The sequence below is a fragment of the Pseudoxanthomonas suwonensis genome (assembly GCF_010093235.1).
GTDB classification, from domain to species: domain Bacteria; phylum Pseudomonadota; class Gammaproteobacteria; order Xanthomonadales; family Xanthomonadaceae; genus Pseudoxanthomonas; species Pseudoxanthomonas suwonensis.
Genome location: NZ_PDWP01000013.1, coordinates 1 through 12477 on the forward strand (window position 1 = coordinate 1; position 12477 = coordinate 12477).

Below are 12477 nucleotides of genomic sequence, written 5' to 3' on the forward strand. Positions count from 1 at the left end.
GTCTTCCGAGCAGCTGGCCGCGCGCATGGAGCACTGGCGCCAGCAGGGCCGCGACCTGGCCTTCCTGATCGGCGGGCCGGAAGGGCATGCGCCGGAGGTCAAGGCGATCGCCGCCGAGTCCTGGTAGCTGGGGCCGCTGACCCTGCCGCCCATGCTGGTACGGCGGGTGGTGGGCCAGCAGCGGTAACGCGCGGCGGGGATGGTGGCCAACCCTCCCCCCCCCCGCGCCCGGGCCCCGGCGGCCGCCAAACCCCCCCCACGCCCCCACCGGACCCGCCCCGCCGCCCGGCGGCTTGCGGTGGATGGCCGTTGCCCCCAAATCCAGCGTTCCCTTACGCTGGCGCATTGCCTCCGCAGAGCCCCCCACTGATGGATGCCATCAAGATCCGCGGCGCGCGGACACACAACCTCAAGAACCTCGATCTCGACCTGCCCCGCGACAAGCTGATCGTGATCACCGGCCTGTCCGGCTCCGGCAAGTCCTCGCTGGCGTTCGACACGATCTACGCCGAAGGCCAACGGCGCTACGTCGAGTCGCTGTCGGCTTACGCCCGCCAGTTCCTGTCGGTGATGGAAAAGCCCGACGTGGACCACATCGAGGGCCTGTCCCCGGCGATCTCGATCGAGCAGAAGTCGACCTCGCACAACCCGCGCTCGACCGTCGGCACCATCACCGAGATCTACGACTACCTGCGCCTGCTGTACGCGCGGGTGGGCATCCCGCGCTGCCCGGACCACGGCTACCCGCTGGAGGCCCAGACCGTCGGCCAGATGGTCGACCAGGTGCTGGCGCTGGACCCGGAACAGCGCTGGATGCTGCTGGCCCCGGTGGTGCGCGAGCGCAAGGGCGAGCACGTCCAGGTGTTCGAGCAGCTGCGTGCCCAGGGCTTCGTCCGGGTGCGGGTCAACGGCACCCTGCACGAGATCGACGCGGTCCCCGCCCTGGCCCTGCGCCAGAAGCACACCATCGAGGCGGTGATCGACCGCTTCCGTCCGCGCGACGACATCAAGCAGCGCCTGGCCGAGTCGTTCGAGACCGCGCTCAAGCTGGGCGACGGCATGGCCATGGTCATGTCGCTGGACAAGCCGGAGACGCCGCCGCAACTGTTCTCGTCCAAGTACTCCTGCCCGGTGTGCGACTACTCGCTGCCGGACCTGGAGCCGCGCCTGTTCTCGTTCAATGCGCCGATGGGCGCCTGCCCGTCCTGCGACGGCCTGGGCATGGCCGAGTTCTTCGACCCGGCGCGGGTGGTCGCGCACCCGGAGCTGTCGCTGGCCGCCGGCGCCGTGCGCGGCTGGGACCGCCGCAATGCCTACTACTTCCAGCTGATCAATTCGCTGGCCAGGCACTACCGCTTCGACCCTGACACGCCGTGGAACCAGCTGCCCGAGAACGTGAAGCAGGCGGTGCTGTACGGCAGCGGCGACGAGGTGATCAGCTTCACCTACCTCACCGAGGCCGGCGGCCGCACCCAGCGCAAGCACCGCTTCGAGGGCATCATCAACAACCTCGAGCGCCGCTACCGCGAGACCGAGTCGGCGGCGGTGCAGGAGGAACTGGGCAAGTACATCTCCGAGCGCGCCTGCCCCGAATGCGGCGGCGCCCGGCTCAACCGCGCCGCGCGCAACGTGTTCGTCGCCGACCGCGCCCTGCCCGAGCTGGTGGTCCTGCCGATCGACGAGGCGCTGTCGTTCTTCCGCAACATCCAGCTGCCCGGCTGGCGCGGCGAGATCGCGGCCAAGATCGTCAAGGAGATCAACGAGCGGCTGGGCTTCCTGGTCGACGTGGGCCTGGACTACCTGACCCTGGAGCGCAAGGCCGACACCCTGTCCGGCGGCGAGGCCCAGCGCATCCGCCTGGCCAGCCAGATCGGCGCCGGCCTGGTCGGCGTGATGTACGTGCTCGACGAGCCGTCCATCGGCCTGCACCAGCGCGACAACGAGCGCCTGCTCGGCACCCTCACCCGCCTGCGCGACCTCGGCAACACCGTGATCGTGGTCGAGCACGACGAGGACGCGATCCGCGCCGCCGACCACGTGCTGGACATCGGCCCCGGCGCCGGCGTGCACGGCGGCGAGATCGTCGGCCAGGGCACCCTGGAGGACCTGGTGCGCTCGCCGCGCTCGCTGACCGGCCAGTACCTGTCCGGCAAGCGGAAGATCGAGGTCCCGGCCAGGCGCCACAAGCCGAACCCGAAGATGACCCTGCGCCTGTACGGCGCCAGCGGGAACAACCTCAAGGACGTCGACCTGGAGATCCCGGCCGGGCTGATGACCTGCGTCACCGGCGTGTCCGGCTCCGGCAAGTCGACCCTGGTCAACGACACCCTGTTCGCGCTGGCGGCCAACGAGATCAACGGCGCCTCGCACCAGGTGGCGCCGTACCGCGAGATCGAGGGCCTGGACCTGTTCGACAAGATCGTCGACATCGACCAGTCGCCGATCGGCCGCACCCCGCGCTCGAACCCGGCGACCTACACCGGCCTGTTCACCCCGCTGCGCGAACTGTTCGCGCAGGTGCCGGAAGCGCGCGCCCGCGGCTACTCGCCGGGCCGCTTCAGCTTCAACGTGCGCGGCGGCCGCTGCGAGGCCTGCCAGGGAGACGGCCTGATCAAGGTCGAGATGCACTTCCTGCCGGACGTGTACGTGCCCTGCGACGTCTGCGGCGGCAAGCGCTACAACCGCGAGACGCTGGACATCCTGTACAAGGGCCACAGCATCCACGACGTGCTGGAGATGACGGTCGAGGACGCGCTCAAGCTGTTCGAGCCGGTGCCGTCGATCGCGCGCAAGCTGGAGACCCTGGTCGACGTCGGCCTGAGCTACGTCAAGCTGGGCCAGAGCGCGACCACCCTGTCCGGCGGCGAGGCGCAGCGCGTGAAGCTGTCCAAGGAGCTGTCGCGCCGCGATACCGGTCGCACCCTGTACATCCTCGACGAGCCGACAACAGGCCTGCACTTCCACGACATCGAGCACCTGCTGGGCGTGCTGCACCGCCTGCGCGACGAGGGCAACACCGTGGTGGTGATCGAGCACAACCTCGACGTGATCAAGACCGCCGACTGGGTCGTGGACCTCGGCCCGGAAGGCGGACACCGCGGCGGGCAGATCATCGCCACCGGCACGCCGGAGGACATCGCCGCCAACCCGGCTTCGCACACCGGCCGCTTCCTGGCCAAGCTGCTGCCGGAGACGAAGACGCCACGCGGCAGCAAGCCCGCTGCCGTGGCCAGGGACCCGGTGCTGCCGCCACGCAAGAACGCGGCGAAGAAGGCACCGGCGAAGAAAACCAAGAGCAGGACCGCATGACCGAAGCAAGCCCCACCCCGCAGCCGCGCCAACTGGCGCGCGTGCCGATCAGCGTGCGCTGGCGCGACATGGACGCCATGGGCCACGTCAACAACGCCAAGTACATCTCCTACCTGGAAGAGGCGCGCGTGCGCTGGATGCAGGGCGTGCCGGGCGTGTCCATGACCGACCGCATCGCCCCGGTCGTGGCCGCCACCAACGTCAATTACCGCGCGCCGATCGTGTGGCCCAACGACATCGTCGTCGAGCTGTTCGTCGAGCGCCTGGGCAACAGCAGCGTGACCATCGGCCACCGCATCCTCGACCAGAAGGACGAGAAGGTGCTGTATTCGGACGGCAACGTGGTCGTGGTCTGGATGGACACCCAAACCGGCCGCAGCGCGCCGCTGCCGGACGCGATCCGCGCCGCCGTCGCCTGATCGCGCCCGCCGGGCGCGGCATCCCGAACCACGCGCCCGGCCGCATCCACGATGCGGCCGGGCTTCAGCGTGCCCGCGCGTGCGGATCGCGCACGATCAGGGTGTCGACCGGCGACTCCTCGACCAGGCGCTGCGCCACGTGGCCCAGCAGCACGTCGAACACCGCGCTGCGCCCGTGCGAGGACACCACCGCGAGGTCGACCGGGAACTGGCTGGCATACAGCCGCAACAGCAACGCCGGATCCAGGCGCTCCACCACCAGGCCCACCCTGCTGGCGCCGCCAGGCGGCTCGCAGGCCGCGATGAAGGCCTGCCCTTCGGCGAGCGCCGCCTCGTGCGCCGCGGCCAGCAGCGCATCGCGGCCGGTGTCCGCCAGGCCGGCCATCGGCACGTCGTAACCATGCAGGACGCCGATGGCGGCATCCGGGAACAGGCCCGCCGCGGCCCGGAAAGCGAACTTCGAGGATTCCGACCAGTCGCTGGCCACCACCATGCGCTGGTAAGGGCCGTGCATACGCCGGTGCACCACCAGTACCGGCACCGGTGAACGCCGGGCCAGCTGGTCGACGGTGGAACCGAGCATCAGTCGTCCAAGGATCTCCTGGCGCGCCACGCCGGTCACAATCAGGTCGCAGTCTTCCTCGCGGGCCACCTCGAGCACGCGGTCGGCGACGCGGCCGCCGCGCACCACGCGCAGGTCGACATCCACGCCGCGGGCGTCTGCGTCGGCCTGCAGCAGCTTCTCCGCTTCGTGCACGGGGTCGCTGCCCCGGTACCAGGCCGGCGGATCGCGGACCAGCATGGCATGGGCCTCGACCGCGTTCTCCTCGACCACGTTGGCCACCACCAGGCGCGCCCCCCAGGCCCGGGCCAGCTGCACGGCGCGGTCGAGGGCGCGGTCGCTGCGCGCGTCCAGGTCGCTGGCCAGCAGGATCGAACGCGGCCGGCCGATTGCTTCGTTCATGGCTCCTCCCCTTGCGGCCGTGGCGGCGCCACGGCCCCTGCACGCCGCAGTTGCGGCGCGCCCTCAGTGATGATGATGGTGCGCGGGCGCCTCGTTGGCCGCACCCTCCGGTGCATTACGCGCCACTTCCAGCTCCACCTGCACCTGCGCACCGTCGGCCAGCTCCAGCAGCAGCGGCACGCGCTCGCCTTCGGCCAATGCCCGCACCGGCTGCATCAGCATCAGGTGCAGGCCACCGGGCTGCAGCACGGCTTCGCCATGCGCCGGCAGCGCCAGGCGCTCCAGCTCGCGCATCCGGCTCACGCCGTCGACGACGACGGTCTCGTGCACCGTGACCTCGGCAAACGCCGGGCTGCTGGCACCGACCACCGCCACCGCGTCGCCGCAGTGGTTGGCGATGCGGCCGAAACCGGCCAGCATCCGCGGCTGCGGCACCGGCGACAGGCGGATCCAGCCGCCGTCCACGGCCACGCATGCGGGCCTGGCCGCGCCCTTCGCGGCAGGCGAGGCGGCGGGGGCGATTGCAGGGAACGTGGCCAGGCTGGCCAGCAGGGCAACAGGCAGGAGTCGTCGGATGTCCATGCCCCTATCATAGCCGCCCCATCCGCATGCCACCGGACACCCATGAACGCCCTCGTGCAGACCATCGACCACGGCCGCATCCGCGAACTGCGCCTGGCGCGCCCGCCGGTCAACGCGCTGGACCCTGTGCTGTGCCGCGCGCTGATCTCCGGCCTGGAAACCGCCGTGTCCGAGGACATGGACGCGGTGGTGGTGTCCGGCGCGCCGGGCATGTTCTCCGCCGGCCTGGACGTGCCCTACCTGATGTCGCTGGGCGAAGACCGCCACGCGTTGCAGGCGGCCTGGGGCGCGTTCTTCGGCGCGGCCCGCGCGCTGGCCGGGCTGCGCATCCCGGTGGTGGCGGCGGTCACCGGACATGCACCGGCCGGCGGCTGCGTGCTGTCGCTGTGCTGCGACTACCGGATCATGGCGCGCTCGCCGGATCCAGCCAAACCGTTCGCCATCGGCATGAACGAGACCCAGGTCGGCCTGGCCGTGCCCGATGGCGCGCAGCAGCTGATGCGCCGGGTGATCGGCCATCACCGCGCCGAACGCCTGCTGGTGGCCGGCGCGATGGTCCCGGACCAGGAAGCGCTGCGCATCGGCCTGGTGGACGAACTGGCCGCGGTGGAGGAAGTGGTGCCGCGCGCACTGGCCTGGCTGGAACCGCTGCTGCGCCTGCCGCGCGCGCCGATGCTGCAGACCCGCGCCCTCGCCCGCGCCGACCTGGTGCGCGCGCTCGATCCGGAGCACCTGCACCTGGACCGCTTCGTCGAGGGCTGGTACGAGCCCGACACCCAGGCCGGCCTGCGCGCCCTGCTGGCGAAGCTCGGCAAGGCCTGAGGCTTCAGCCTGGCCATGGCTCCAGGTGTTCGGCGAGCACCTGGGCCAGCCAGTCCATCACCTCGCGCACCCGGCGTGGCATGTGCCGCTGCAGCGGATACAGCAGGCTGACCGGCATCGGTGCGGCCGGCAGCTGCGGCAGCACCTCGACCAGGCGGCCTTCGGCCAGCGCCTCGCGCACGCCGAAACGCGGCAGCTGGATCAGCCCCAGCCCGGCCAGGGCCGCGCCGACGTAGGCCTCACCGTTGTCCACGGTGACCGCACCGGGCAGCTCCAGGGTGGCATGGCCGCCGCCGGGCAGCGGGTGCTCGAACCCCTCCGGCTTCTGGCCGAAGGCCACCGCGAACTGCACCAGGCGGTGGGAAGCCAGGTCATCCAGCGTGCGCGGCACCCCGTGGCGTTCCAGATAGGCCGGGCTGGCGCAGGTGACCACCGGGGCCAGGCCTAGGCGGCGCGCGACCAGGCTGGGATCGACGATGCCGCCGGTTCGCACCACGCAGTCGTAGCCCTCGCGCACCACGTCGACCCGACGCTCGCCGGCGCCCAGCTCGATCTGCAGCCCCGGGTGCGCCTCCAGGAACGCCCCCAGCCGCGGCAGCACCAGTTGCCGGGCCATGCCGCCCGACATGCCGATCCGCACCCGCCCGCTGAGCTGCTGCGGTTCCCGCCGGAACATGGCCTGCAGCTCCTCGGCTTCGCCCAGGAAGTCGCGGCAGCGCTCCAGGAACAGCGTGCCGTCGCCGGTCAGCTGCACCCGCCGCGTGGTGCGATGGAACAGCTGGGTGCCCAGGTCCGCCTCCAGCCGGCGCACCGCGGTGGACACGCTGGCCTTGGGCAGGCCCAGGCTGTCGGCGGCGCGGGTGAAGCCGCCCAGTTCGGCGACCCGGAGGAAGATGCGGTAGTGCTCGAGCTGGTCCATGGACTGTTCGCCCCAGGCGAACAAAGAAATCGCATGAGCTGAGTTTATCAGCCCATCCTGCACCAATAGCCTGTGCGTGTCCCATTTCTCCCCACGCACGGAGCTTCGCAATGGATACCCCTGTCTCCCCCGTCACCCTGATCACCGGCGGCAGCCGCGGCCTCGGCCGCAACGCCGCCACCCACCTGGCCCGCGCCGGCCACGACCTGATCCTCACCTACCGCAGCCAGTCCGCCGAGGCCGAAGCCGCCGCCGCCGAGCTGCAGGCGCTCGGGCGCCGGGTCGCGGTGCTGCCGCTGGACGTGGCCGACAGCGGCAGCTTCGCGGCCTTCGCCGCCCGCGTGCGCGAGGTGCTGGCCGGCTGGGGCCGGCAGCAGTTCGAGCACCTGGTCAACAACGCCGGCACCGGCCTGCACGTGCCCTTCGCCCAGACCACCGAGGCGCAGCTGGACGAGATGTACCGGATCCACTTCAAGGGCCCGTACCTGCTGACCCAGGCCCTGCTGCCGCTGATTGCCGACGGCGGCCGCATCCTCAACATCTCCAGCGGCCTGGCCCGCTTCAGCGTGCCCGGCACTTCGGCCTACGGCTCGATGAAGGGCGCGGTGGAGGTGCTGACCCGCTACCTGGCGCGCGAGCTTGGCGAACGCCGGATCAGCGTCAACACCCTGGCCCCCGGCGCGATCGAAACCGACTTCGGCGGCGGCCGCCTGCGCGAGGACCGCCAGCTCAATGCCTGGGTGGCCTCGCAGACCCCGCTGGGACGCGTCGGCCAGCCGGACGACATCGGTGGCGCGGTGGCCGCGCTGCTGGAGCCCGGCACGGCCTGGATCAACGGCCAGCGCATCGAGGCCTCCGGCGGCATGCTGGTCTGAACCCGGGTGCCGGCCCGGCGGACTGCGGCCCGCCGGGCGTCCTCACTGGGTGCTGCGCGCGACCGGGCGCGAGGGATCGGCGATCCAGCCACTCCACGAACCGGCGAAGACGCGCGCACCGGGCAGCCCGGCGTGCTCCATCGCCAGCAGCAGGTGGCAGGCAGTGACGCCGGAGCCGCACATCAGCACCGCATCCGGCGGCGCCCAGCCGTGCAGCAGCGGTTCCAGCTCGGTACGCAGCTCTTCCGCGGGCCGGAAGCGGCCGTCGCGCAGGTTCAGGGTGAAGGGCCGGTTGACCGCGCCGGGCACATGGCCGGCAACCGGATCGATCGGCTCGACCTCGCCGCGGAAACGTTCCGCGCCGCGCGCGTCCAGCAGCCAGCCCGCGGGTTCGCCCAGGCGCGGCAGCACGTCCGCGGCGGTGGCGATGCGGGCCTGGGCGAAGCCCGGCGAGGGATACGGCGGCAGCGGCGCGGGCGCGCCGGCGTCGTCGCCGGATTCCGGCAGTCCTGCGGCACGCCAGGCCGCCAGGCCGCCGTCCAGCACCGCCACGCGGGCATGGCCCAGCACGCGCAGCAGCCACCAGGCACGGGCTGCGGCCATGCTGCCGTCGCCGGCGTCGTAGACCACGACCTGATGCTCCGGGGCGATGCCCCATTCGCCCACGCGCCGGGCGAAATCCACGGCCGACGGCAGCGGATGGCGGCCCTGGCCCTGCACGCCGTGGTCGGACAGGTCGCGGTCCAGGTCGGCATGGCGCGCACGCGGCAGGTGCGAGACGGCGAACGCGGCGGCACCGGCCTGCGGATCGGCCAGCACCGCGCGCGCATCGAGCAGGCGCAACTGCGGATCGTCCAGCCGCGCGGCCAGCGCGGGGACGTCCACCAGGGTGGTCCAGTGCATGCCGGTCATGCGCCCTCCTCCAGGCGTCGCCTCAGGTTGTACAGGATGGCAGCGGTCGCGCCCCAGATGCGCTGCCCGGGCCAGTCGTACTCGAGCACGGTGCGCGTGCGCCCGCGGTAGTCCATGTCGATGTGGCGCAGCCGCGACGGCTCCATCAGGTAGTCCAGCGGCACCTCGAACACCTGGGCCACCTCGCCCGGCTCGGGACGCGGGTTGAAATCCGGATCGATCGCGGCCACCACCGGGGTGATGCGGAAGCCGCTGATGGTCAGCAGCGGATCGAGGTAGCCCAGCGGCGCGACCTGGCCCACGGGCAGCGCGATTTCCTCGTGGCTCTCGCGCAGTGCCGCGCCGAGCACGCCGCGGTCCGAGGCCTCGATCCGGCCACCCGGGAAACTGACCTGGCCGCCATGGTGGCGCAGGCCATCGGTGCGCAGGGTCAGCAGCACCCGCGTGCCCTCGTCCCGCGGCACCAGGCCGACCAGCACCGCGGCCTCGGCGGGTTGGTGATCGGGAAGCAGCAGGTCGTGCAGTTCCTCGCGGTTCCAGCCCGGCTCGCGCGGCGGCTGGCGCAGCGGATGCAGCACGCGCCGCAGGCCGCTGCGCTCGTGCAGCCGCTGCAGGAAGGCCTGGCGCTGGAGCTGGCGGTGCCGCAACACGTCCTCCATCAGGTGGCGACGCTGGGCCTCGTCCATCCGCGACCAGGCCCCGATCTCCGCGCCGCTGCGCAGGCAACCTTCGCACAATCCGTCGCCATCCAGGCGGCACAACCCGATGCAGGGGCTGGAGGGGGCTGGCGGATCGATGGGAACACTCACGGATGCGGATTCTGCGTGGGCCCGAAACGACTGCGCCGGCGAAAAGCCGGCGCAGCAGTACACAACGGCGATGGAAACCGCCTGGTTACTTGACCGACACCAGCTTGATCTCGAACACCACCGCCACGTTCGGCGGGAAGCCGGTGCGCGGGTCGGCGCCATAGGCCTTGTCCGGCGGCAGCGCCACTTCCCACTTGGAGCCGGAAGGCATCTGCAGCAGCACCTCGCGCATGGCGGGCATCTCGACGTCGCTCACCTTGATGCTGGGGATCTGCTGGGCCGGACGCGCCTGCTCCGGACGCTGGCCGAACGGATACGGACCGGCGACCTCGAGCTGCACGGTGCTGGCCTGGGTCGGCTTGGCGCCCTTGCCGGCCTCGATCACGCGGTACTGCACGCCGCTGGGCAGGGTCTGCACGCCCGACTTGGCCTTGTTCTGGGCCATGAACTGGTCGGACTTGGTCTTGTTCTCCGCCGCGACCTTGTCGTACTGGGCCTTGGCTTCCTGCGCGCGCGCCTGCTCGCGCTTCTGGAAGGCCTCCAGAGCCGGACGCAGCTGCTCGGCGGTGATGGCCGGCTCCTTCTTGCCCAGGGCATCCTGCAGGCCCTTGACCACCGAATTGACGTCGAGCTGTTCGCCGCGCGCCTGCAGTTCGGCAAGGTTGTTGCCGTAGTCGTAGCCGAAGTAGTAGCTCAGCCTGCCCTTCTCGGACGTGGTGTCCTGGGCGAAGGCACTGCCAGCCATGGCCACGGCGGCGAGGGCGACAGCGATCGGACGCAACTTCATCAAGTTCTTCTCCGGAAAGGGGACCGGGCCAGGCCCGGGTTCGACGCGCTAGGATAGCCGCCGCTTGGTCCACCCGCCATAGCGTGGGGACAGGCCTGTGACCGCCGCGGGAACGACAAGTTCCGGACCGCCATTCACATTACCGAACCGCAACGAACCAGGAGCCCCATGGCGCCCAGTCCCGTTACCGTCCGCGACGCCGAGGGCGTCCGTACCCTGACCGTCGACCGCCCCGAGCGGCTGAACGCCCTCGATCGCCAGACCCTGGAGGCGCTCGACGCGGAATTCGCCGCGGCCGCCGCCGATGCCTCGGTGCGCGTGGTGGTCCTCACCGGCGCCGGCCCCAAGGCCTTCGTCGCCGGCGCCGACATCGCCGAGATGAACCAGCTCGATGCGATCGCCGCGCGCGAGTTCTCCCTGCTGGGCCAGCGCCTGATGCGCCGGATCGAGCGCATGCCCAAGCCGGTGGTCGCGGCCATCAACGGCTACGCCCTCGGTGGCGGCCTGGAACTGGCGATGGCCTGCCACCTCCGCATCGCCGCCGACAACGCACGCATGGGCCAGCCGGAGATCAACCTCGGCCTGGCGCCCGGCTTCGGCGGCACCCAGCGCCTGCTGCGCCTGTGTGGTCGCGCCGCGGCGCTGGAACTGTGCCTGCTGGGCACCCCGATCGATGCAGCGCGCGCGCAGGAGCTGGGCCTGGTGAACCGCGTCGTGCCTGCCGCCGGGCTGCAGGCCGAGGTCGACGCACTGGCGGCGCGCCTGGCCGCGGCCGCGCCCCTGGCGCTGCGCGCCATCCTCGACGCGGTGGTGGTCGGCGGCGAATGCCCCATCGAGGAAGGGCTCCAGTTCGAGACCGCGCAGTTCGCCCTGCTGTTCGCCACCGAGGACATGCGCGAGGGCACCTCCGCCTTCCTCGAGAAGCGCACGCCGCAGTTCCGCAACCGCTGACCGGCGATGGTTCCCGTGCACGATCCCGCCCGCCTGGCGCAGCGTGAGCGCATGCTCGCGCTGCTGGGCGAAGGCGACATCGATGCCGCGCTGCAGGCTGGCCTGATGGACTACGCCGCCTCGCCGGCGGACGCGGACGACGCTGCGCTGCTGTCGGCCCAGCAACGCCTGCGCGCGGCCTGGGATGCGCGCGACCGCCATCGCGCCCGCGCCGCGCGGCTGGCGCGGATCGCGGCCGAACGCGAGGCGCGGCGGCGGGCCGTGGCGGCGACGCCGGAGGCACCCGGCGCGGCCGCCGGCCCTGCCCTGCCACCGGCCGCGGCGGCGGCGCTGGCCCGCGCCCGTGCGCGCGCCGCGGGGCACAAGCCATGAGCAAGGTGGTACGCAAGCGCGCCAGCGCGGCGAAGCCGGCCGCCAAGCCCGTGGCCCGCAAGGCGGCCGCCAAGCCACGCATCCGTGCCCGCAGCGGACGGCTGTCGAAGCAGGAAGTACACGAGCTGTTCTCGCGCCTGCGCGAGCTCAACCCGCGCCCGACCACCGAGCTGGAGTACAGCACGCCATTCGAACTGCTGGTGGCGGTGGCGCTGTCGGCGCAGGCCACCGACGTGGGCGTCAACAAGGCGACCCGCCGCCTGTTCCCGGTGGCGAACACGCCCGCGGCCATTCTGGCCCTGGGCGAGGACGGGCTGAAGCAGTACATCAACACCATCGGCCTGTACAACGCCAAGGCGGCCAACGTCATCGCCACCTGCCGGATCCTGCTGGAGAAGCACGGGGGCGAGGTGCCACGCGACCGCGAGGCGCTGGAGGCGCTGCCTGGCGTGGGTCGCAAGACCGCCAACGTGGTGCTCAACACCGCCTTCGGCGAGCCGACCATCGCGGTGGACACGCATATCTTCCGCGTCTCCAACCGGACCGGGCTGGCCCCGGGCAAGGACGTGCGCGCGGTGGAGGACGCGCTGCTGCGCACGGTGCCGGCGGAATTCATGCAGGACGCGCACCACTGGCTGATCCTGCACGGGCGCTACGTCTGCAAGGCGCGCAGGCCGGAGTGCCCGAAGTGCGTGATCCGCGACCTCTGCCGCTTTCCGGACAAGACTCCGGGGGACGCCAGGGACTGAAAAGGCG

At 71.7% G+C, this 12477-nt stretch carries 13 protein-coding genes and 1 pseudogene; 8 read left to right on the plus strand and 6 right to left on the minus strand.

Going from position 1 to position 12477, the window contains the following annotated elements:
• The 3 genes and pseudogenes from CSC68_RS07695 to CSC68_RS07705 form a co-directional block, all read left to right on the plus strand.
• A pseudogene (locus CSC68_RS07695) lies at window positions 1-187 on the plus strand (23S rRNA (pseudouridine(1915)-N(3))-methyltransferase RlmH); the annotation flags it as partial.
• A gap of 182 nt (window positions 188-369) precedes the next feature.
• Window positions 370-3309: an excinuclease ABC subunit UvrA gene (gene uvrA / locus CSC68_RS07700; RefSeq protein WP_162202986.1), complete on the plus strand. Its 2940-nt coding sequence runs from the start codon at window positions 370-372 to the stop codon at window positions 3307-3309.
• Complete coding sequence (locus CSC68_RS07705) at window positions 3306-3728, plus strand: acyl-CoA thioesterase (RefSeq protein WP_162202987.1); 423 nt, start codon at window positions 3306-3308, stop codon at window positions 3726-3728. The genes uvrA and CSC68_RS07705 overlap by 4 nt, the downstream gene beginning before the upstream one ends.
• Window positions 3729-3792: 64 nt before the next feature.
• Here CSC68_RS07705 and CSC68_RS07710 read toward each other — a convergent pair whose 3' ends face one another.
• Together CSC68_RS07710 and CSC68_RS07715 are read right to left on the minus strand one after the other, a co-directional pair.
• Complete coding sequence (locus tag CSC68_RS07710; protein WP_162202988.1) at window positions 3793-4692, minus strand: universal stress protein; 900 nt, start codon at window positions 4690-4692, stop codon at window positions 3793-3795.
• Window positions 4693-4755: 63 nt separating this feature from the next.
• The gene (locus tag CSC68_RS07715; protein WP_162202989.1) at window positions 4756-5274 is read right to left on the minus strand and encodes a copper chaperone PCu(A)C; all 519 of its coding nucleotides are present in this window, start codon (window positions 5272-5274) and stop codon (window positions 4756-4758) included.
• A 42-nt stretch (window positions 5275-5316) separates the two neighbouring features.
• Here CSC68_RS07715 and CSC68_RS07720 point away from each other — a divergent pair, with 42 nt between their 5' ends.
• Window positions 5317-6096: an enoyl-CoA hydratase/isomerase family protein gene (locus CSC68_RS07720; RefSeq protein WP_162202990.1), complete on the plus strand. Its 780-nt coding sequence runs from the start codon at window positions 5317-5319 to the stop codon at window positions 6094-6096.
• Between the two features lie 4 nt (window positions 6097-6100).
• Here CSC68_RS07720 and CSC68_RS07725 read toward each other — a convergent pair whose 3' ends face one another.
• Window positions 6101-7015: a LysR family transcriptional regulator gene (locus tag CSC68_RS07725; protein ID WP_162202991.1), complete on the minus strand. Its 915-nt coding sequence runs from the start codon at window positions 7013-7015 to the stop codon at window positions 6101-6103.
• A gap of 110 nt (window positions 7016-7125) precedes the next feature.
• On the opposite strand from CSC68_RS07725, the gene CSC68_RS07730 reads away from it, so the two are divergent.
• A complete protein-coding gene (locus CSC68_RS07730; RefSeq protein WP_162202992.1) occupies window positions 7126-7890 on the plus strand; it encodes an SDR family NAD(P)-dependent oxidoreductase in 765 nt (254 codons plus the stop codon).
• 42 nt (window positions 7891-7932) lie between these two features.
• On the opposite strand, the gene CSC68_RS07735 is transcribed toward CSC68_RS07730, so the two are convergent.
• The 3 genes from CSC68_RS07735 to CSC68_RS07745 form a co-directional block, all read right to left on the minus strand.
• Window positions 7933-8802, minus strand: coding sequence for a sulfurtransferase (locus CSC68_RS07735; RefSeq protein ID WP_162202993.1), 870 nt, complete (start codon window positions 8800-8802; stop codon window positions 7933-7935).
• Window positions 8799-9611: a CoA pyrophosphatase gene (locus CSC68_RS07740; protein WP_425501224.1), complete on the minus strand. Its 813-nt coding sequence runs from the start codon at window positions 9609-9611 to the stop codon at window positions 8799-8801. Before CSC68_RS07740 ends, CSC68_RS07735 begins: the two co-directional genes overlap by 4 nt.
• Before the next feature lie 85 nt (window positions 9612-9696).
• Window positions 9697-10398: an FKBP-type peptidyl-prolyl cis-trans isomerase N-terminal domain-containing protein gene (locus CSC68_RS07745; RefSeq protein WP_162202994.1), complete on the minus strand. Its 702-nt coding sequence runs from the start codon at window positions 10396-10398 to the stop codon at window positions 9697-9699.
• A gap of 168 nt (window positions 10399-10566) precedes the next feature.
• Between CSC68_RS07745 and CSC68_RS07750 the strand changes: the two genes are divergently transcribed.
• Genes CSC68_RS07750 through nth form a run of 3 tightly spaced genes read left to right on the plus strand, consistent with a single transcriptional unit; the run spans window position 10567 to window position 12470 of the window.
• A complete protein-coding gene (locus CSC68_RS07750) occupies window positions 10567-11349 on the plus strand; it encodes an enoyl-CoA hydratase/isomerase family protein (protein WP_162202995.1) in 783 nt (260 codons plus the stop codon).
• Between the two features lie 51 nt (window positions 11350-11400).
• Window positions 11401-11721, plus strand: a complete 321-nt coding sequence (locus CSC68_RS07755) for a hypothetical protein (RefSeq protein WP_246193489.1) — start codon at window positions 11401-11403, stop codon at window positions 11719-11721.
• Window positions 11718-12470 carry an endonuclease III gene (gene nth / locus CSC68_RS07760; RefSeq protein ID WP_170296343.1) on the plus strand — a complete coding sequence of 251 codons (753 nt, stop codon included), beginning with the start codon at window positions 11718-11720 and terminating at the stop codon, window positions 12468-12470. Before CSC68_RS07755 ends, nth begins: the two co-directional genes overlap by 4 nt.
• Window positions 12471-12477 lie beyond the last annotated feature (7 nt).